An 18,823-nucleotide genomic window follows, 5' to 3' on the forward strand; every position below is an offset into this window, starting at 1 on the left:
GCTGCCGGCGGTGCGCGCCGCGCTGCTGGACCGCCAGCGCGCCTTCCGAGCCGCGCCCGGGCTGATCGCCGACGGTCGCGACATGGGCACGGTGGTGTTTCCTGACGCGCCGCTGAAGATTTTCCTGACGGCCAGCGTGGAAGAGCGCGCACGTCGCCGCTATCTTCAGTTGAAGGAAAAGGGCGAGGCTGTTAACCTCGCGGGTCTTTTCGAGGAGATCCGCGCGCGCGATGAGCGCGACACGCAGCGGGCCACCGCGCCGCTCAAGCCGGCTGACGATGCGCTGCTGCTGGACTCGACCGAACTGAGCATCGAGCAGGTGCTCGAAAGAATTCTTGGCGAAGCCGCTGCCCGCGGACTCGTCGGGTAAGTCGATCGCTTCGCCACGAAGGATCGCAAGGAAGCTTGCAGGGAACCAGTCCATGTCCTGCGAGCGTCTTTTACATGAACGAACCCACATTTGGCTGGAGTGTGGCTTTGGGCGGATCCACCGCCTTGAACAACAGGAATCAACATGAGCGAAAGCTTTGCAGAACTTTTTGAAGAAAGCCTGAAGTCCCTGGACATGCAGCCCGGTGCCATCATCACCGGCATCGTGGTCGACATCGATGGTGACTGGGTCACCGTCCACGCCGGCCTGAAGTCCGAGGGCGTCATCCCGGTCGAGCAGTTCTATAACGAACAGGGCGAGCTGACCATCAAGGTAGGTGACGAAGTTCACGTCGCGCTGGACGCGGTGGAAGACGGCTTCGGTGAAACCAAGCTGTCCCGCGAAAAAGCCAAGCGCGCCGAGTGCTGGATCGTTCTGGAAGCTGCTTTCGCTGCTGAAGAAGTGGTCAAGGGCGTCATCAATGGCAAGGTGAAGGGCGGCTTCACCGTCGACGTCAACGGCATCCGCGCGTTCCTGCCGGGTTCCCTGGTCGACGTGCGTCCGGTGCGTGATACCACTCACCTGGAAGGCAAGGAACTGGAATTCAAGGTCATCAAGCTCGACCAGAAGCGCAACAACGTTGTCGTTTCCCGTCGCAGCGTCCTGGAAGCCGAGAACAGCGCCGAGCGTGAAGCTCTGCTGGAATCCCTGCAGGAAGGCCAGCAGGTCAAGGGTATCGTCAAGAACCTCACCGACTACGGCGCGTTCGTCGACCTGGGCGGCGTGGACGGCCTGCTGCACATCACCGACATGGCCTGGAAGCGCATCAAGCATCCGTCGGAAATCGTCAACGTTGGCGACGAGATCGACGTCAAGGTCCTGAAGTTCGACCGCGAGCGCAACCGCGTCTCCCTGGGTCTGAAGCAGCTGGGCGAAGATCCGTGGGTCGCCATCAAGGCCCGTTACCCGGAAGGCACCCGTGTTCAGGCTCGCGTCACCAACCTGACCGACTACGGCTGCTTCGCCGAGCTGGAAGAAGGCGTCGAGGGTCTGGTGCACGTGTCCGAAATGGACTGGACCAACAAGAACATCCACCCGTCCAAGGTCGTTCAGGTCGGCGACGAAGTGGAAGTCATGGTCCTGGACATCGACGAAGAGCGTCGTCGTATCTCCCTGGGTATCAAGCAGTGCAAGTCCAACCCGTGGGAAGACTTCTCGTCCAGCTTCAACAAGGGCGACAAGATCTCCGGCACCATCAAGTCGATCACCGATTTCGGTATCTTCATCGGCCTGGACGGCGGCATCGACGGTCTGGTTCACCTGTCCGACATCTCCTGGAACGAGCCGGGTGAAGAAGCCGTTCGCCGCTTCAAGAAGGGCGACGAGCTGGAAACCGTCATCCTCTCCGTCGATCCGGAGCGTGAGCGCATCTCCCTGGGCATCAAGCAACTGGAAGACGATCCGTTCTCCAGCTATGCCTCCTCCCACGAGAAGGGCAGCATCGTTCGCGGCAAGGTGAAGGAAGTTGACGCCAAGGGCGCGGTCATCGACCTGGGCAACGACATCGAAGCCACCCTGAAGGCTTCCGAAATCAGCCGTGACCGCGTCGAAGACGCCCGTAACGTGCTGAAGGAAGGCGACGAAGTCGAAGCCAAGATCATCAGCATCGACCGCAAGTCCCGCGTCATCAGCCTGTCCATCAAGTCCAAGGATGTCGAGGACGAGAAGGACGCGATGAAGGAACTGCGTACCAAGCAGGAAACCGAGACCACCGGTCCGACCACCATTGGTGATCTGATCCGTGCTCAGATGGAAAACCAGAACTAAGTTCTGATTTCCTGCTGATGAAAAAGGGCGACTTCGGTCGCCCTTTTTTGTTGCTGCGAATACCGGGCGCGGCTCACCTGTGGGGTCGGCTTACACCGGGCCTACGGAGTCAGGCCGGCGCAGGGTGTTGCGCCTACCTTCGTCGGCCGGGATAAACCCGGCCCCACAACGTCCGCTTCCGCCAGAACGTAGGGTGGTCAACGCCACACATTGGCCACCGCAGCGGCCGGAACAGCGCCAACCGCCTTACACGAACACCTCCGCAAAGAACGCCTTCATGTCTTGCCACGAGCGCTCATCGGCTTCCCGCTGATAGCCGATATCGAGCGTCGCCGTGCGCCGCTGGTCGGCCTGCGGGTTGGTGAAGCCGTGGCGAGCGCCGGGGTGGATCACCAGCCGGTAGTCCGCACCCGCCTCGCGCATCTCGTCCTGGAACGCCTGCAACTGCTCGGACGTGGTCATGCTGTCTGCCTCGCCGTGTTCCACCAGAATGCGTGCCCTGACGCTGCCTGGGGTCGCCGGCACCGTCGGCGCCAGCCGGCCATGGAAGCTGACCACGCCCGCCAGTGGCAGCCCCTGGCGGGCCATGTCGAGTACCAGCTTGCCGCCGAAGCAGTAACCGATCGCGCCGATACGACGCGGGTCGACTTCCGGCTGGCGCAGCAGCAGATCCAGCGCCGCCTCGAAGCGCTGCCGGGTGATTTCCACGCTGGCCGTGGCGGCCTGCATGAGGGTGCGGGCCTCGCCCGGGTCGGTGGTGGTCCTGCCCTCGCCGTACATGTCCAGCGCCAGCGCGGCGTAGCCGAGCGCCGCCAGTTCGCGGGTACGGCGCTGAATGTAGTCGTTGAGTCCCCAGAACTCGGGTGCCACCAGGATGCCCGGGCGCGGTCCATGCTCGGCTTCGTCGCTGGACAGGTAGCCCCGCAGCGCCGTACCGTCGGCGCTCTGGTAGGTCAGTTCGCGGGTGTGGATTTCGGCCTGGGCAAGGCCGTCGGAAGAGGGGATGCTCATGACGTTTTCTCCGCTGCGGGACTTATCAAGGAGGCACTGAGATCGTCCGCAGGTTCCCTGTGTCATTTTGTCCTGCAGGGCGGGGGGAGAAGTGGTAGGCTGCGCGCCGCCCTTGTCCGGGCGAACTGCGAGTGCTTTACCCGAATGTCTGCTCCTTCCGATTCTGCCGGCTATATCCAGCGCGGCAGTGCCGATTACCGCCGGGCCACCCTGGCGCTGTTCTGTGCCGGTTTTGCCACCTTCGCCCTCCTGTACTGCGTGCAACCGCTGCTTCCCCTGCTGGCGGCGCACTTTCGCGTGTCCGCCGCGAGCAGCAGCCTGGTCCTGTCGCTGACCACCCTGAGCCTGGCGCTGGCCATGCTGGTGGCCGGCGCGCTGGCCGAGAGCTGGGGGCGCAAGCCGGTGATGGTCGCCGCCCTGGGTCTGGCCAGCGTGCTGGGCATCGCCAGCGCCCTGGTGGACGACTGGCAGGCGCTGCTGGTGTTGCGCACCCTGCTGGGACTGGCGCTCAGCGGCCTGCCGGCGCTGGCCATGGCGTATGTGGGCGAGGAGTTCGATCCGCCCTCGCTGCCGGCGGCGATGGGACTCTATATCGGCGGTACCGCGCTGGGCGGCCTGCTCGGTCGCCTGCTGGCCGGCCTGTTCGCCGATCTGGGTGGCTGGGAGCTGGCGCTCGGCGGCATCGCCGGTCTCGGTCTGCTGGCGCTGCTGCTGTTCCACTGGCTGCTGCCGCCGTCGCGGCATTTCCGCGCGCAGCCGCTGTCGCTGCGCACGCTGCTGGGCAACTTCCGCCTGCACCTGGCCAACCGCGAGCTGCGCATCCTGTTCAGCATCGCCTTCCTGCTGATGGGCGGCTTCGTTGCGCTGTTCAACTACATTGGCTTCCGCCTGGCGGCGGCACCGTTCGGCTTGTCCTCGACGGTGATCGGCTTGCTGTTCACCGTCTATCTGCTCGGCATCCTCAGCGCCGGCTGGGGCGGGCGGCTGGTGCCGCGCTTCGGCGCGCCGCGCGTGATGCTGGGCGGCCTGATGATCATGCTGCTGGGTGTGACGCTGTGTGCGCTGCCCTGGCTGCCGGCGGTGGCGCTCGGCCTCGGCCTGGTGACCCTGGGCTTCTTCGCCACCCACGCGGTGGCCAGCGGCCAGGTGGGCCAGCGCGCCAAGGGCGCCAAGGCGCAGGCCTCGGCCCTGTACCTGTGCGCCTATTACCTGGGTTCCAGCGTGATCGGCTACTGCGGCGGCTGGGTGTGGAGCCACGCCGGCTGGCTGCCGCTGCTGGTGCTGCTGTCCGGCGTGTTCCTGCTGGCCAGCCTGCAGAGCCTGCGCCTGGCCCGGGGCTGATCAGTCGACCCGCTCCGCCGGCCGGCTGTCCACGGGCGGGTAGGGGGGCGGGGTGATGCCCATCGATACATAGATGCTGGTAAAGGTATCCATGCCCATCTGCGCCGGCTTGATCCACTCCACCGGCATGTACAGCAGGCCGCCACCCACCGGGATCGGCGCGGTGGGCACCAGCACCGCGAGGTAGCGTCGACCGTTGATCACGACGGGCTCTGGATTGGGCAGCAGCGCCAGCACCGCCACGCCGTCGCCGCCGAAGAAGCACCAGACCGGGCTCATGGCGGCAATGTCGGCGTCTTCCTTCTGGTCCAGCAGGCCAACGAAGCGGTCAGTCAGCCCGTACAGCTTGCCTAGTAGCGGAATGCGCTCGACCGTCAGCTTGAACAGCCTGGCCAGCGGCTTTTTCAGCCCCAACTGCACCGCCAGCCCCAGCGGGTAGATGGCGACGATGAGGATCAGCGTGCCGAGCAGGTAGGCCAGCTTCGGGCTTTCCACGAACGGATAGCCGAGGACGGCGAACAACTGGCCGACACCGGTGGACGGGCCGGCGAAGCGGTTGAGCAGGCTGACGATCCAGGTGACCAGCGCCAGGGTAAGGGTCAGGGGCAGCAGGGCCAGCAGACCGGCCAGCCAGGTGGTGACGATGGACTTGAAACCTCGGGACAGGAGCATGGCGAATCCGGACAGGGCAGGCGAAGGGCCTCCATTCTGGCCATTCCGCTAGCGGCTGCAAGCGGGGCTCTGTCTCATTTTTCTACCGGCTCACGGTAAGCGCCGGGCGTCAGGCGCGTCCATTTGCGAAACGCCCGGTGAAACGCCGAGGCCTCCGAGAAACCCAGTTGCTCGGCGATCTCCTGGATGGACAGTTCCGGGCGGCCGAGCAGGTAGATGGCGCGGTCGCGGCGCAGCTGGTCCTTGATGACCTGGAAGCTGCTGCCTTGCTCGCGCAAGCGCCGGCGCAGGGTCTGCGGGCTGCAGTTGAGCTGGCGGGCCAGCTGTTCCAGGTCCGGCCACTGGCGGCAGTCGCGGCCGAGCAGGCGCTGGATGCGCACGATCAGCGAGTCGTCGCCTGCCGGACGGCTGAGCAGGTCGGCGGGCGCCTGTTCGAGAAAGTGCTTGAGGGTGCGCTCGTCCTGCAGCAGCGGCTGATCCAGGTGCGCGGCGGCGAAGCGCAGCCCGGTGAAGCCGGCGGCAAAGCGCCGCACGCCGGGAAACAGCAGGTCGTACTCGGCGACATGCTGCGGCTGCGCATAGGCGAAACAGAGCTCCTCGAGGGCGATGCGCTGGCCGATCAGCCAACTGGCCAGGCGATGCCAGATCAGCAGCAGGCTTTCGCTGAGGAAATGCTCGGGGTCATGGGCCGGTTCCACCCGCAGGCACAGCCAGGCCTGCGCGCCCTCGCGACGCAGCGTGAACTCGGGGCTGCCGGGGAACAGTCGATAGAAGCGGATGCCACGCCGCAGGGCCTTCTCCAGGGTGCCGCAATGGATGATGGCGCAGGCCATCATGGCAAAGGTGCCGGGCAGGCTGGCCTGGCCGGCCAGTCCCAGGTACTCGTCGTCGAGGTGCCGCCAGAGCAGGCGGATCAGTCGTGCGTATTGCGCCGCTGTCACCCGTGCGGCGGACTCCTCCAGCACGGCGGGCGGCAGGCCGGCTTCGCTCAGCAGCGCCGGGATGTCCAGGTCGCGCAACCGCGCCCCGTGCAGCGCGGCGCGGACGAAATGACTGGCAATGGTGCGTTCGCGCATGGTGGCTTCCCTGGCTCAGGCGCTCGATGGTAGTCAGCCGGGGCGGGCGCGGACAAGCGCGTTTGCATCAGCCCGGTCGAGCGTTCGGGTCATTGAGCGCGGGATGCCCGCCGGCCTAGGCTTGCCGGACCTTCAAGAAGGAGTCCGCCATGCCCGGTCCCCTGGCCTCGCTGAAAGTCCTCGATTTCTCCACCCTGCTGCCCGGGCCGTTCGCCTCGCTGCTGCTGGCCGACCTCGGCGCCGAGGTGCTGCGCATCGAATCGCCGAGCCGGCCCGATCTGCTGCGCCTGCTGCCGCCCCGCGTGCAGGGCGCCTCCGCCGCCCATGCCTGGGTCAACCGCAACAAGCGCAGCCTGGCGCTGGACCTCAAGCAACCGGCGGCGCGGGAGGTGGTGCATGATCTGCTGCGCGACTACGACATCCTCATCGAGCAGTTTCGCCCCGGCGTGATGGAACGCCTCGGGCTCGGCTACGAGGCCCTGAAGCGTATCAATCCGCGGCTGATCTACGTGTCCATCACCGGCTACGGCCAGACCGGCCCGTACCGGGCGCGCGCCGGTCACGACATCAACTACCTGGCGGTCAGCGGCCTGGCCGCCGGCACCGGCCGGCGCGACAGTGGCCCGGTGCCGCAGGGCGTGCAGATCGCCGACCTGGCCGGCGGCTCGTTGCACGGCGTGGTGGGTCTGCTTGCGGCGGTGATCCAGCGCCAGCTCAGCGGCGAAGGCCAGCAGGTGGATGTCAGCATGACCGACTGCGCCTTCAGCCTGCACGCGCTGGGCGGCGCCGCCGCGCTGGCCGGCGGCGCGGAGCCCGGCCTGGAAAACCAGCCGCTCAACGGCGGCGGCTTCTACGACTACTACCGCACCCGCGATGGGCGCTGGCTGGCCGTCGGCTGCCTGGAGCCGCAATTCCTGCAGGCCTTCTGCCAGGTCCTCGGACGCCCGGAGCTGGCGGCGCGCGGCCTGTCGCAACGGGCGCAGGACCAGCAGGCCCTCAAGGGCGAGTTCGCCGCCGAGATCGAACGGCGCAGCCTGGCCGAGTGCCAGGCACTGTTCGCCGACCTGGACGCCTGCGTGGAGCCGGTGCTGTCCTTCTCCGAAGCCTTGGAGCATCCGCAGATCGCGGCCCGCGATCTGGTCACCGAAGTCCCCGGCCCGTCCGGCCCGTTGCGCCAGCTGGCCTGCCCGCTGAAGTTCTCCGCCGGCCTGCCACCGCCACGACACAGTGGCGCGGCGCTGGGCGAGCATGGCGAACAGGTGCTGCGCGAACTGGGCTATGACGAGGAGCGGATTCGTGGGTTGCGAGATGGCGGGGTGCTGGGCTGAGCCAAACGTAGCGCAGCTGCGGGAAAAGCTCGCGGCTAAAGCCGCTCCTACAAAAAGCAGGCCCCCCGCACGAACCTGTAGGAGCGACTTCAGTCGCGAGCTTCTGGCTGAGGCTCGAAGCCTGGTTCTGGCCGCCGGGCAGATCTGCACGGGAACTGGTGGCGTGTCGGTGTGCGTAGGAGCGGCTTCAGCCGCGGTTGTCGACAGGCGGTACCAGAAGCATCGCGGCTAAAGCCGCTCCAACGCAACGCGGGTTTGCACGCGTGGAACGGCCCCTCAGTCCAGCAACGACAGATTCACCGGCTCCTGGTGATTGTCTTCCACGCGCACGCTCAGGCGACCGTCGCCCAGGCGGGCTTCCAGGCGCTGGCCGACGTGGGTCTGGCGGGCGTCGCGGATGGCGTGGCCCTGTTCGTCCAGCAGGATGCTGTAGCCCCGTCCCAGGGTAGCCAGCGGACTGACCACCTGCAGGGTCTGCGCCAGCGCGGCGAGTTGCAGGCGGCGCTGGCGCAGGCCGGCCAGGGTGGCGCGCGGCAGGCGTTCGGCGAGGCTGTCCAGGCGCTGGCGCAGCAGGGCCAGCTGGCGTCCGGGATGGCGGCTGGCCAGGCGATGCTCCAGGCGCAGCAGGCGTTCCCGGGACTGTCCCAGACGGCGCTGCAGCGCCTGATGCAGACGCCGCTCCAGATCGTCCACACGCAGTGCCAGTTGCTGCAGGCGTTCGCCGGGATGGCGCAGGCGGCGCAGCAGGCCTTCCAGACGCAATTGTTCGCGGTGCAGGTGTTGGCGCATGCACAGCTGCAGGCGGCGTTCCAGCACCGCCAGGCGTTGCTGCAGGTCGGCGCTGTGCGGCGCCAGCAGTTCGGCGGCGGCCGAGGGCGTGGGCGCGCGCATGTCGGCGACAAAGTCGCAGATCGATACGTCGGTCTCGTGGCCCACGGCGCTGACCGTCGGGGTGACGCAGGCGGCCAAGGCGCGGGCAACCGCTTCCTCGTTGAAGCACCAGAGGTCTTCCAGCGAGCCGCCGCCGCGGGCCAGGATCAGCGCGTCGAAGCCCTGGCGATCGGCCAACTGCAAGGCGCGGACGATCTGCGCGGTGGCCTCGCGGCCCTGCACGGCGGTGGGCACCAGGGTCAGTTCCACCTGCGGCGCGCGGCGGCGGAACACCGAGATGATGTCGCGGATCACCGCACCGGTCGGTGAACTGACAATGCCGATGCGCCGCGGATGGCTGGGCAGCGGACGCTTGCGCTCGGCGGCGAACAGCCCCTCGTCGCTCAGCTTGCCCTTCAGCGCTTCGAAGGCCAGGCGCAGCGCGCCGTCGCCGGCCGGCTCGACGCTGTCGAGAATCAACTGGTAGTCGCCACGCCCCTCGAACAGCGAGACCTTGCCACGCACCCGCACTGCCAGCCCGTCGCGCAGCGCCTGGCGCACGCGCAGGGCGTTCTGCCGGAACAGTGCGCAGCGCACCTGGGCCTGGCCGTCCTTGAGGGTGAAATACACGTGGCCGGAGGCCGGCCGGGCCAGGTTGGAGATTTCGCCTTCCACCCACACCTGGGCGAAGACATCCTCCAGCAGCAGGCGGGCACGGTTGTTGAGCTGGCTGACGCTCAGCACCTCGCGGTCGAGGTGGAGGCGTTCGAAGGGGTCGTTACGCATGGCGGCGATGATACGTGAATCACCCACGCGTCGCGTGGTTGCGCTGGTAAGTGGACTCGCCCATGGCGGCGATCTGCCCTTCGATCAGCGCCTCGAAAGGGCGCAGCAGATCGTCGAAGCGGTGCTCCGGCTCCAGCCGGGAGAGGGTTTCCACGATGGCTTCCAGGGTGGACAGCGCGCCCGGCTGCGGCGCCTTGCGCAGGCGGTAGCGGGAGGTCAGCCCCTCCGGCAGGCACAGACGCGGCAGGCTTTCCAGGCAGGGGTTGAGGTAAAGCAGCTTGCGCGCCTTGCGCCAGGTGCCGTCGGGAACGATCAGTTGCAGCGGGCGTTCATCGGCGCGCTGCGGCGTGGGCAGTTCGGCCTGCTCGCCGGGAAACAGCAGCAGGCTGCGGTAGGCGGGATCGGCCAGGCGCTCGGCCAGTTCGTCGCCGAAGGTTTCGCCGACCAGCAGCTCGGCATTCACCAGCCCCAGCGTCGCCAGCCGCGCGGTGTTCAGCGCGTGGCCGCTTTCGTCCGGGTGCTGCAGGATCAGCACGCGGGTGCGGCTGTCCAGGCGCGGGATCAGTGCGCACAGGCAGTGGCTCAGCGGGCGTCGGCAACGGGGGCAGGTGGGGCGGGGCATGAGGTATCCATTGGCGAGAAAAGCATCGTGGCTGAAGCGCTCCCACGAAAGCGGCGCCGTGCATGAACCTGTGGGAGCGAATTCATTCGCGAGCCCTTGGGTGAGACCTGCAGCCTGGCCGGCCGCACCTGGCCGGCCACCGAAAAGCTCGCGGACGAGTCCGCTCCCACAAAAGAAGGATCACTGCAGACTCTGCTGCCGATCCCGTCGGTAGGGGAACACGTCGATCACCTTGCCCTCGCGGATGGCGTCCTGCAGGCTTTTCCAGTAATCGGCGTCGAACAGGTCGCCGTGCAGCTGGCTGAACAGGCGACGCTGCCTGATGTCGACGAACAGGAAGCGCGGGAATTCCTCGGGGAACACGTCGTTGGGGCCGACCGAGTACCAGGGCTCGGCGGACATCTCGTCCTCGGGGAAGCGTGGCGGCGGGATGTGCCGGAAGTTCACCTCGGTGAGGTAGCAGATCTCGTCGTAGTCGTAGAACACCACGCGGCCGTGGCGGGTGACGCCGAAGTTCTTCAGCAGCATGTCGCCGGGGAAGATGTTGGCCGCCGCCAGCTGCTTGATGGCCTGGCCGTAATCCTCCAGCACCTCGCGTTGCTGGGCCTCGCTGGCGCCTTCCAGATACAGGTTCAGCGGCGTCATGCGCCGCTCGGTCCAGCAGTGGCGCACCAGCACGGTGTCGCCCTGCAGTTCCACGGTGGAAGGCGCCACTTCCAGCAGCTCGGCCAGGCACTCGGGGTCGAATTTTTCCACCGGGAAGCGGAAGTCGGCGAACTCCTGGGTGTCGGCCATGCGGCCGACCCGGTCGACGCGCTTCACCAGCCGGTACTTCTCGATGACGGTGGCGTGGTCGACGTTCTTGGACGGCGAGAAGCGGTCCTTGATGATCTTGAACACGGTGTTGAAGCCGGGCAGGGTGAACACGCTCATCACCATGCCGCGCACGCCGGGCGCCATCACGAAGCGGTCGTCGGTGTTGATCAGGTGGTGGATCAGCGCGCGGAAGAATTCCGACTTGCCCTGCTTGTAGAAGCCGATGGAGGTGTACAGCTCGGCGATGTGCTTGCCGGGCAGGATGCGCTTGAGGAAGGCGACGAACTCGGCCGGGTAGGAGACATCGACCATGAAGTAGGAACGGGTGAACGAGAAGATGATCGACACGTCCGCCTCGTCGGTGATCAGCGCGTCGATGCGGATGCCTTCGCCTTCCTTGTGCACGAAGGGAATCGCCAGCGGCCACTGTTCCTCCGGCGTATAGATGCGCCCGACCAGGTAGGCGCCCTTGTTGCGGTACAGCGGCGAGCAGAACAGCTCGATGGTCAGTTCCGGGTCCTTGCACACCCAGTCCGGCAGGTTGGCCTGCAGCGTGGCTTCCAGGCGGGCCAGATCGCCGTCCAGGTCGATATAGGGCACGTCGAAGCGATAGTCCTCGAACACCGCCCGCAGCAGGTCGGACAGGTTGCCGTTGGGCCGGTACACCCGCGTCTGCGCGGCGCGGCGGTGGGGATGCAGCGCCGGGCGGGTGGTGTGGATGAACATGGTGCCGTCGCTGATGCAGTCATGGCTGAACAGGTGGCAGAAGATCGAGTTGAACCAGGTTTCCGCCAGCTCGTCGTCGCTGCGCGGGTTGATCTGCTCGATGTAGGCGCTCTTCACCAGCGGCCAGAGCTGCACGTCCAGCAGTTGCTCGGCGGGAAATTCCCGGCGCAGGCGCTCGGTGGTTTCCTGGGCCTTGTCCTCGTAGAGGGCGATGCGCGCCGCCGAGGCCTGCTGGATCTCCTGCCACTGCGCCTGCTCGAAGCGCTGGCGCGCGCCGTCGGTGATCAGCCGGAACTGCTCGCGGTAGTCGTCGAAGCCCTTGAGGATGGAGCGGGCGATATCGGCCGGCCATTGCTGCGCCATGTTGGGGTTCCTGCTGGCTATGGAATGGCGAGCTTATGTCAGTCGGCGGACGGCGGGAAGCCAGTCGCCGCTGTGGGCGGCGGCGTGGCGGGCTGGCGCCGCGGCAGCGATTGGCCGAACAGCAGCAGGCGTGCCCACGGCAGCGGCTGGCAGGCCCGGTAGGCCAGGATCGGCCCCAGCAGCCCGGCGGCCAGGCCGAGCGCAAAGCCCGGATAGGGCTGGTTCACGCCCAGGCGCTCCAGCGCCAGGCGTGTGGCGGCGGTGAAGAACACATGCAGCAGGTAGATGGCGTAGGAATACATCCCCAGCCGAGCCAGCAGCCGCAGGCGCAGGTTGGCGGTGGCGGCCAGCAGAAGCAGCAGCATGCTGAAGCCCAGGGACAGATGACTCAGCGTGGCGGTATCGCCCGGCACGGGCGTCAGCCCGCCATAGCCGAGGCAGAGCAGGGCGAGCGCCGCCACCACGATCCGCGAGTGGGCCCGAACGGCGGCTTCCAGCATCCGGAAATACAGCACGCCAAGGACGAAGTAGGGGAACAGGTAGAACGCCTGTCGCAGCGAGAACAGCGCCGGCAGCTGTTCGCGGTACGGGTAGATCACGCCAAGCGCCAGCAGCAACACCGCCAGGCCGCCGTGCCTGCGGGTCAGGCCGCTGTGCTCCAGCAGGGCGAACAGGGCGAATATCACCAGCAGCGCCTGCAGGTACCAGTAGTGGGCAAACGGGTAAAGGTAGAGCTTCCAGAATTCGCCCAAGGCCAGTTGGGTGCTGGTGCCCGGCGTCAGGTACTGCAGCACGGCGAACAGGCTGCCCACGCAAACCAGCGGCAGGCCCAGGCGCCGCAGCTTGCCCGCGAGGAATGCGGCAAGGCCCCCGGACAGCGGCCGATAGCCATACACATAGCCGGAAATGAAGGTGAACAGCGGCATGCGCAGGTGGCTGAGCGCCTCGTTGAAGCGATGCAGTTCATGACCGCCCGGCAGCTTCAGGCCGTTGGCCAAGGCTTCGGAACCCACCACGTGGTAGGCGACCAGCAGGATGCAGGCCAGCCCCCGTAGGGTTTCCATGGAGAGGTTCTGCCGAGCGGCGTACATGGGCAGGCATTCCGGATCGGTTCGACATCCTTCCCGGTTTCCCATTTCCCTGAGTAGTCTGTGTCCGCTTCGCTCGGGCAAAGTTCAGTGGCTGGCGCAGGACCGCCGCCACGGTTGTGGGAGCGGATTCATCCGCGAGCCTTTCGTGCCGGCCGACACCCGCTCGCGAATGAATTCGCTCCCGCAGGTCGTCCCTACTGCACCAGCTCCTGCTCGCTGAACAGGCCGTCGAACAGCATGGTGGACAGGTAGCGCTCGCCGGAGTCGGGGAGGATCACCACGATGTTCTTACCCTGCATGTCCGGGTGCTCGGCCAGGCGCACCGCGGCGGCCATGGCCGCGCCGCCGGAGATGCCGCACAGCACGCCTTCCTCGCGCATCAGGCGCAGGGCCATGGCCTTGGCCTCGTCGTCGCTGACCTGCTCGACGCGGTCGACCAGCGACAGGTCGAGGTTCTTCGGCACGAAGCCAGCGCCGATGCCCTGGATCTTGTGCGGGCTGGGCTTGAGTTCCTCGCCGGCCATGGCCTGGCTGATCACCGGCGAGCTGACCGGCTCCACCGCCACCGAGAGAATCTGCTTGCCCTGGGTGTGCTTGATGTAGCGCGAAATGCCGGTGATGGTGCCGCCGGTGCCGACGCCAGCCACCAGTACGTCGACCGCGCCGTCGGTGTCGTTCCAGATTTCCGGGCCGGTGGTCTTCTCGTGGATGGCCGGGTTGGCCGGGTTTTCGAACTGCTGGGGCAGGTAGTACTTGGCCGGGTCGCTGGCGACGATCTCGTTGGCCTTCTCGATGGCGCCCTTCATGCCCTTGGCCGGCTCGGTGAGTACCAGTTCGGCACCCAGGGCCTTGACCACCTTGCGGCGCTCCAGGCTCATGGAGGCGGGCATGGTGAGAATCAGCTTGTAGCCGCGCGCGGCGGCGACGAACGCCAGGCCGATGCCGGTGTTGCCGGAGGTCGGTTCCACCAGGGTCATGCCGGGCTTGAGCACGCCACGCTCCTCGGCGTCCCAGATCATGCTGGCGCCGATCCGGCACTTCACCGAATAGCCGGGGTTGCGGCCCTCGGTCTTGACCATCAGGGTCACGCCCTTGGGGCCGAGGCGGTTGATCATGACCAGCGGGGTGTTGCCGATGGCCAGGGAGTTGTCTGCAAAGATGCGGCTCATGTTCGTTCCGTCGCAAGTGGGTTGACGAGGTTAGCCAGCCTATGCCTGTCGTGTCGGTCAGTCCAGCCGAACCGGGCTGGGGACGGCCGGTCCACTGCAGCATATCGTCCGCCGCGGGAGAGTCGCCGATGAATCGCCGCCAGGCCCTGCCGTTGTGGATCCTGCTGATCATTGCGCTGCTGCTGTTGCTGCTGCATCTGGCGCTGCCGCAACTGGTGCGCAACTACCTGAACGACACGCTCGCCGATATGGGCGACTATCGCGGGCAAGTCACCGACGTGGACCTGGCCTGGTGGCGCGGCGCCTACCAGATCGAGGGGCTGGTGATCGAGAAGAAGACTGGCGGGGTGCCGGTGCCCCTGCTCGACGCGCCGCTGATCGACCTTGCAGTGAGCTGGCGCGCGTTATGGCAGGACCGCGCGGTGGTGGCCGAAGTGGAGTTCGTCGACCCGCAGCTGAATTTCGTGGATTCCACCCAACCCGGGCAGGAGCAGACCGGTCAGGGGGTGGACTGGCGGGACCGCCTGGAAGCCCTGCTGCCGATCACCCTCAACGAGGTGCGCATCCGCAACGGTCGGGTGTCCTTTCGCAACTTCACCTCCGACCCGCAGGTGCACGTCTATGCCGACCAGGTGGTCGGCACCTTCTACAACCTGACCAACAGTACCGACGCCGAGGGGCGTCGCGTGGCGGAATTCGTCGGCGAGGCGCGTTTCCTGGAAGTGGCGCCCATGGAAGCCAACGCGCGCTTCGACCCGTTCACCGACTGGGAGGATTTCGAACTGCAGCTGCGCGTCACCGGCGTGCCGCTGGTGCGGCTCAACGACTTCAGCCGCGCCTACGGGCGCTTCGACTTTGCCGAGGGCAGCGGTGACCTGGTGATGGAAGTGGAAGCCGAAAAGAGCCAGCTCAGCGGCTATATCAAGCCGCTGCTGCGCAATGTCGAGGTGTTCGACTGGGAGCAGGACATCGAGGCCGAGGACAAGGGCTTCCTGCGCGGACTGTGGGAAGCCATTGTCGGCGGCGGCCAGACCCTGCTGAAGAACCAGCGCAAGGACCAGTTCGCCACCCGGGTCGAGCTGTCCGGCACCATCAAGGAGCGCGACGTCAGTCCGTTTCAGGCCTTCATGGCCGTGCTGCGCAATGCCTTCGTCGAGGCCTTCACCGCGCGCTTCGAGCGGGCGCTGGATGAGGAGGGCGAGTAGACGGAAAGGCCGGTACACCTGTAGGGCCGGCTTTACGCCGGCCGGCGGAGTAGAGGCTTCACCCCCGGCCGAACGCTGCGCCTATCCGGCCCGGCGACCAACCTTCGACCGGAACGTGACCGGAACCTGTCGTTGCGTTCACAGAATCCCGGGTGCGGGGTATAGTCGCAGCCTGTTTGCGCCGCGACGGGCGGCCCCACCGAGGAATATTTCCCGATGAAGTTCGAAGGCACTCCTTCCTACGTCGCCACCGACGATCTCAAGCTGGCGGTCAACGCCTCCATCACCCTGCAGCGACCGTTGCTGGTCAAGGGCGAGCCGGGCACCGGCAAGACCATGCTCGCCGAGCAGCTATCGGCCGCCTTCGGCGCCAAGCTGATCACCTGGCATATCAAGTCGACCACCAAGGCCCATCAGGGCCTGTACGAGTACGACGCGGTGAGCCGTCTGCGCGACTCCCAACTGGGCGTGGACAAGGTCCACGACGTACGCAACTACCTGAAGAAGGGCAAGCTCTGGGAAGCCTTCGAGGCCGAGGAGCGCGTCATCCTGCTGATCGACGAGATCGACAAGGCGGACATCGAGTTCCCCAACGACCTGCTGCAGGAACTCGACAAGATGGAGTTCTACGTCTACGAGACGAACGAAACCATCAAGGCCAAACAGCGCCCGATCATCATCATCACCTCCAACAACGAGAAGGAGCTGCCGGACGCCTTCCTGCGCCGCTGCTTCTTCCACTACATCGCCTTCCCGGATCGCGAGACCCTGCAGAAGATCGTCGATGTGCACTATCCGGGCATCAGCCAGGCGCTGGTGTCCGAGGCGCTGGACGTGTTCTTCGACGTGCGCAAGGTGCCGGGCCTGAAGAAGAAACCTTCCACCAGCGAGCTGGTCGACTGGCTGAAACTGCTGATGGCCGACAACATTGGTGAAGCCGTGCTGCGCGAGCGCGACCCCACCAAGGCCATCCCGCCGCTGGCCGGCGCCCTGGTGAAGAACGAGCAGGACGTGATGCTGCTCGAACGCCTGGCGTTCATGAGCCGCCGCGCCGCCCGGTAAGCGAAAGACAGCGTAGGGCGGGTTAGCGAAGCGTAACCCGCCAACCAGCCGCCAGGCTGGCCAGGACGATAACGCGGCACGAGACGGTGGGTTACGCCACTGCGCGGCTACGACTGCAACATGGGAGAGGGGACACAGCGATGCATAACGGCAGCTGCCTGTGCGGGGCGGTGAAATACCGCATCGACACACCCATCGAGGAAGTCACCCATTGCCATTGCAGCATGTGCCGCAAGGCCCACGGTGCGGCCTTCGCTTCCTATGCCGGCGTGCCGCCCGAGGCGTTCCACTTCACCGCGGGGGAAGCCCTGGTCGCCCGTTACCCGTCTTCGCCCGGCATCACGCGGACCTTCTGCAGTCGCTGCGGAGCCACCCTGCAGTTCATCGACGCGCGTGCCGGAGAAATCGGCGTGGCCGCCGGTACGCTGGATTCGCCGCTGGGTAAGGTGCGCCAGGCGCACATCTATGTGGATTCCAAGGCCGACTGGTACCGCATCCAGGACGATCTGCCCCAGCACAGCGGCGATCTGTGAGTCGCCCATCGAGGTAAGCAATGCTGCTTGGTTTGTTCAATGAAATGCGCGCGGCCAAGGTGCCGGTGTCGGTGCGCGAGCTGCTCGACCTGATCAACGCGCTCAAGCACAACGTCGTGTTCGCCGACATGGACGAGTTCTACTACCTGTCGCGCGCCATCCTGGTGAAGGACGAGCGCCACTTCGACAAGTTCGACCGGGCCTTCGGCGCCTACTTCAAGGGCCTGGAGGATCTGGACCGGCACATCGAGGCGCTGATCCCGGAGGAATGGCTGCGCAAGGAGTTCGAGCGTCACCTGAGCGACGAGGAACGGGCGATGATCCAGTCCCTCGGCGGGCTGGATAAGTTGATCGAGGAATTCAAGAAACGTCTGGAAGAGCAGAAGGAAAAGCACGCCGGCGGCAACAAGTGGATCGGCACCGGCGGCACCAGCCCGTTCGGCTCCGGCGGCTACAACCCGGAAGGCATCCGTATCGGCGACGCCGGCAAGCGCCAGGGGCGGGCGGTGAAGGTCTGGGACCAGCGCGAGTACAAGAACCTCGACGACCAGGTGGAACTCGGCACCCGCAATATCAAGGTCGCCCTGCGCCGCCTGCGCAAGTTCGCCCGCGAAGGCGCGGCGGAAGAGTTCGATATCGACGGCACCATCGACCACACCGCCCGTGACGGTGGCCTGCTCAACATCCAGATGCGTCCGGAGCGGCGCAACACCGTGAAGCTGTTGCTGCTGATGGACATCGGCGGCTCGATGGACGCCCACGTGAAGGTCTGCGAGGAGCTGTTCTCGGCCTGCAAGACCGAGTTCAAGCACCTGGAGTTCTTCTATTTCCACAACTTCATCTACGAGTCGGTGTGGAAGAACAACATGCGCCGCACCACCGAGCGCTTTTCCACCTTCGATCTGCTGCACAAGTACGGCGCGGACTGGAAGATCGTCTTCGTCGGCGACGCCGCCATGGCGCCCTACGAAATCACCCAGGCCGGCGGCAGCGTCGAGCACTGGAACGAGGAAGCCGGCTACGTGTGGATGCGCCGCTTCATGGAGAAATACAAGAAGCTCATCTGGATCAACCCGTACCCCAAGCACACCTGGGACTACACCGCGTCCACCTCGCTGGTGCGCGAGCTGACCAACGACCAGATGTTCCCGCTGACGCTGCAGGGGCTGGAGGAGGGCATGCGCTTCCTATCCAAATAGCCGGACTCGGGGAGGGGTTATCACCCCTGTGGGGCCGGCTTTACGCCGGCCAGCGGAGTCGAAATCCGATTCTGCTCCGGTCCACCGGCGTCGGCCGGGGTAAACCCGGCCCTACAGGGCGTGTGATCTAGGCTCGCCCGGCATATTCCCCGGCCGCCTGTTCCAGCCAGCCCTGCAGCTGCTTGCGCGGTACCTTGTCTCGCTTGGCCTGCTCCAGGCGCTCCAGCATGTATTCCCGCTTGGCCGCGTCCTCGCCGGCCATCGACAGCGCCAGGTCGCGGTCGGCCCAACGGCGGATGCGCACCATCAGCCACCAGTGGAAGTACAGCCCGCTGGCCGTGGCGATGAAGATGATGAAGTAGTCCATGGAACGTCTGACCTTCGCACAAAAGCCGCTACCCTAACGGAACTGCCGGTCGTCTGGAAGTGACGCCCCGGGTGCGCTCCAGGGGCATGCTTCGGAACTGGTGCTTCGGTCAAAGCGGAGGAGTCCATGCGTAAATCCCTGATCCTGATTGCCAGTGTTTCCCTGAGCGGGTTGGTGCTGGGCGGCTGTGCCTCCAGCCTGACCGGCGATACCTATTCGCGCAGCGAGGCGCGCACCGTGCAGCTGGTACGCATGGGCACCATCGAGTCGCTGCGGCCGGTGCGCATCGAAGGCACCAAGACGCCCATTGGCTCCGGTGCCGGCGCGGTGGTCGGCGGCATCGCCGGCAGCGGCGTGGGCGGCGGTCGCGGCAGTGCCGTGGCAGCGGT

General features: G+C 66.3%; 17 protein-coding genes and 1 pseudogene. 9 read left to right on the top strand and 9 right to left on the bottom strand.

The window, feature by feature from the left end; translation table 11 throughout:
- Window positions 1-370, top strand: a 370-nt coding sequence (gene cmk / locus AS93_RS0103745) for a (d)CMP kinase (RefSeq protein WP_027589353.1), incomplete at its 5' end; no start/stop codon positions are given.
- Between the two features lie 144 nt (window positions 371-514).
- Window positions 515-2,197, top strand: a complete 1,683-nt coding sequence (gene rpsA, locus AS93_RS0103750; RefSeq protein WP_027589354.1) for a 30S ribosomal protein S1 — start codon at window positions 515-517, stop codon at window positions 2,195-2,197.
- A 246-nt stretch (window positions 2,198-2,443) separates the two neighbouring features.
- Here rpsA and AS93_RS0103755 read toward each other — a convergent pair whose 3' ends face one another.
- Window positions 2,444-3,208 carry a dienelactone hydrolase family protein gene (locus AS93_RS0103755; RefSeq protein ID WP_027589355.1) on the bottom strand — a complete coding sequence of 255 codons (765 nt, stop codon included), beginning with the start codon at window positions 3,206-3,208 and terminating at the stop codon, window positions 2,444-2,446.
- 144 nt (window positions 3,209-3,352) lie between these two features.
- On the opposite strand from AS93_RS0103755, the gene AS93_RS0103760 reads away from it, so the two are divergent.
- A complete protein-coding gene (locus AS93_RS0103760; protein ID WP_027589356.1) occupies window positions 3,353-4,549 on the top strand; it encodes an MFS transporter in 1,197 nt (398 codons plus the stop codon).
- On the opposite strand, the gene AS93_RS18640 is transcribed toward AS93_RS0103760, so the two are convergent.
- Window positions 4,550-5,221, bottom strand: a complete 672-nt coding sequence (locus tag AS93_RS18640; protein ID WP_037008471.1) for a DUF502 domain-containing protein — start codon at window positions 5,219-5,221, stop codon at window positions 4,550-4,552. It abuts the gene before it with no gap.
- Window positions 5,222-5,295: 74 nt separating this feature from the next.
- Window positions 5,296-6,297 (bottom strand): AraC family transcriptional regulator, encoded by a 1,002-nt coding sequence (locus tag AS93_RS0103770; RefSeq protein ID WP_027589357.1) that lies wholly within the window; start codon window positions 6,295-6,297, stop codon window positions 5,296-5,298.
- Between the two features lie 149 nt (window positions 6,298-6,446).
- Between AS93_RS0103770 and AS93_RS0103775 the strand changes: the two genes are divergently transcribed.
- Window positions 6,447-7,625 (top strand): CaiB/BaiF CoA-transferase family protein, encoded by a 1,179-nt coding sequence (locus AS93_RS0103775; RefSeq protein ID WP_027589358.1) that lies wholly within the window; start codon window positions 6,447-6,449, stop codon window positions 7,623-7,625.
- A 276-nt stretch (window positions 7,626-7,901) separates the two neighbouring features.
- Here AS93_RS0103775 and xseA read toward each other — a convergent pair whose 3' ends face one another.
- The 5 genes from xseA to cysK all read right to left on the bottom strand — a co-directional run bounded on the left by xseA (window position 7,902) and on the right by cysK (window position 14,068).
- Window positions 7,902-9,281 (bottom strand): exodeoxyribonuclease VII large subunit, encoded by a 1,380-nt coding sequence (gene xseA / locus AS93_RS0103780; protein WP_027589359.1) that lies wholly within the window; start codon window positions 9,279-9,281, stop codon window positions 7,902-7,904.
- Between the two features lie 19 nt (window positions 9,282-9,300).
- A complete protein-coding gene (locus AS93_RS0103785) occupies window positions 9,301-9,903 on the bottom strand; it encodes a DTW domain-containing protein (RefSeq protein WP_027589360.1) in 603 nt (200 codons plus the stop codon).
- A 180-nt stretch (window positions 9,904-10,083) separates the two neighbouring features.
- Window positions 10,084-11,808: a bifunctional isocitrate dehydrogenase kinase/phosphatase gene (gene aceK, locus AS93_RS0103790; RefSeq protein ID WP_027589361.1), complete on the bottom strand. Its 1,725-nt coding sequence runs from the start codon at window positions 11,806-11,808 to the stop codon at window positions 10,084-10,086.
- A 38-nt stretch (window positions 11,809-11,846) separates the two neighbouring features.
- A complete protein-coding gene (locus AS93_RS18645) occupies window positions 11,847-12,899 on the bottom strand; it encodes an acyltransferase (RefSeq protein ID WP_051587325.1) in 1,053 nt (350 codons plus the stop codon).
- 194 nt (window positions 12,900-13,093) lie between these two features.
- A complete protein-coding gene (gene cysK / locus AS93_RS0103805) occupies window positions 13,094-14,068 on the bottom strand; it encodes a cysteine synthase A (RefSeq protein ID WP_027589362.1) in 975 nt (324 codons plus the stop codon).
- A gap of 128 nt (window positions 14,069-14,196) precedes the next feature.
- Here cysK and AS93_RS0103810 point away from each other — a divergent pair, with 128 nt between their 5' ends.
- The 4 genes from AS93_RS0103810 (at window position 14,197) to AS93_RS0103825 (ending at window position 18,067) form a co-directional block, all read left to right on the top strand.
- Entirely contained in the window at window positions 14,197-15,273 is a 1,077-nt protein-coding gene (locus AS93_RS0103810; RefSeq protein WP_027589363.1) for a DUF748 domain-containing protein, read from the top strand.
- Between the two features lie 216 nt (window positions 15,274-15,489).
- Window positions 15,490-16,335, top strand: a complete 846-nt coding sequence (locus AS93_RS0103815; RefSeq protein WP_027589364.1) for a MoxR family ATPase — start codon at window positions 15,490-15,492, stop codon at window positions 16,333-16,335.
- 140 nt (window positions 16,336-16,475) lie between these two features.
- Entirely contained in the window at window positions 16,476-16,868 is a 393-nt protein-coding gene (locus AS93_RS0103820; RefSeq protein ID WP_027589365.1) for a GFA family protein, read from the top strand.
- Window positions 16,869-16,888: 20 nt separating this feature from the next.
- Window positions 16,889-18,067, top strand: coding sequence for a VWA domain-containing protein (locus AS93_RS0103825; protein ID WP_027589366.1), 1,179 nt, complete (start codon window positions 16,889-16,891; stop codon window positions 18,065-18,067).
- Between the two features lie 127 nt (window positions 18,068-18,194).
- Here the strand turns inward: AS93_RS0103825 and AS93_RS0103830 are convergent, their stop codons facing one another.
- Window positions 18,195-18,434 carry a hypothetical protein gene (locus tag AS93_RS0103830; protein WP_027589367.1) on the bottom strand — a complete coding sequence of 80 codons (240 nt, stop codon included), beginning with the start codon at window positions 18,432-18,434 and terminating at the stop codon, window positions 18,195-18,197.
- 126 nt (window positions 18,435-18,560) lie between these two features.
- Between AS93_RS0103830 and AS93_RS0103835 the strand changes: the two are divergent.
- Window positions 18,561-18,823, top strand: a pseudogene (locus AS93_RS0103835) (hypothetical protein); the annotation flags it as partial.

The organism is Pseudomonas sp. RL (assembly GCF_000647775.1).
Taxonomy (GTDB): domain Bacteria; phylum Pseudomonadota; class Gammaproteobacteria; order Pseudomonadales; family Pseudomonadaceae; genus Serpens; species Serpens flexibilis.

Excerpts from the sequence above, each read along its gene's own strand:
- AS93_RS18640 (WP_037008471.1), bottom strand. The coding sequence starts at position 5,221 with ATGCTCCTGTCCCGAGGTTTCAAGTCCATCGTCACCACCTGGCTGGCC.
- AS93_RS0103770 (WP_027589357.1), bottom strand. The coding sequence starts at position 6,297 with ATGCGCGAACGCACCATTGCCAGTCATTTCGTCCGCGCCGCGCTGCAC.
- xseA (WP_027589359.1), bottom strand. The coding sequence starts at position 9,281 with ATGCGTAACGACCCCTTCGAACGCCTCCACCTCGACCGCGAGGTGCTG.
- rpsA (WP_027589354.1), top strand. The coding sequence starts at position 515 with ATGAGCGAAAGCTTTGCAGAACTTTTTGAAGAAAGCCTGAAGTCCCTG.
- aceK (WP_027589361.1), bottom strand. The coding sequence starts at position 11,808 with ATGGCGCAGCAATGGCCGGCCGATATCGCCCGCTCCATCCTCAAGGGC.
- AS93_RS18645 (WP_051587325.1), bottom strand. The coding sequence starts at position 12,899 with ATGTACGCCGCTCGGCAGAACCTCTCCATGGAAACCCTACGGGGGCTG.
- AS93_RS0103755 (WP_027589355.1), bottom strand. The coding sequence starts at position 3,208 with ATGAGCATCCCCTCTTCCGACGGCCTTGCCCAGGCCGAAATCCACACC.
- AS93_RS0103820 (WP_027589365.1), top strand. The coding sequence starts at position 16,476 with ATGCATAACGGCAGCTGCCTGTGCGGGGCGGTGAAATACCGCATCGAC.
- AS93_RS0103830 (WP_027589367.1), bottom strand. The coding sequence starts at position 18,434 with ATGGACTACTTCATCATCTTCATCGCCACGGCCAGCGGGCTGTACTTC.
- AS93_RS0103815 (WP_027589364.1), top strand. The coding sequence starts at position 15,490 with ATGAAGTTCGAAGGCACTCCTTCCTACGTCGCCACCGACGATCTCAAG.
- AS93_RS0103825 (WP_027589366.1), top strand. The coding sequence starts at position 16,889 with ATGCTGCTTGGTTTGTTCAATGAAATGCGCGCGGCCAAGGTGCCGGTG.
- AS93_RS0103810 (WP_027589363.1), top strand. The coding sequence starts at position 14,197 with ATGAATCGCCGCCAGGCCCTGCCGTTGTGGATCCTGCTGATCATTGCG.
- cysK (WP_027589362.1), bottom strand. The coding sequence starts at position 14,068 with ATGAGCCGCATCTTTGCAGACAACTCCCTGGCCATCGGCAACACCCCG.
- AS93_RS0103775 (WP_027589358.1), top strand. The coding sequence starts at position 6,447 with ATGCCCGGTCCCCTGGCCTCGCTGAAAGTCCTCGATTTCTCCACCCTG.
- AS93_RS0103785 (WP_027589360.1), bottom strand. The coding sequence starts at position 9,903 with ATGCCCCGCCCCACCTGCCCCCGTTGCCGACGCCCGCTGAGCCACTGC.
- AS93_RS0103760 (WP_027589356.1), top strand. The coding sequence starts at position 3,353 with ATGTCTGCTCCTTCCGATTCTGCCGGCTATATCCAGCGCGGCAGTGCC.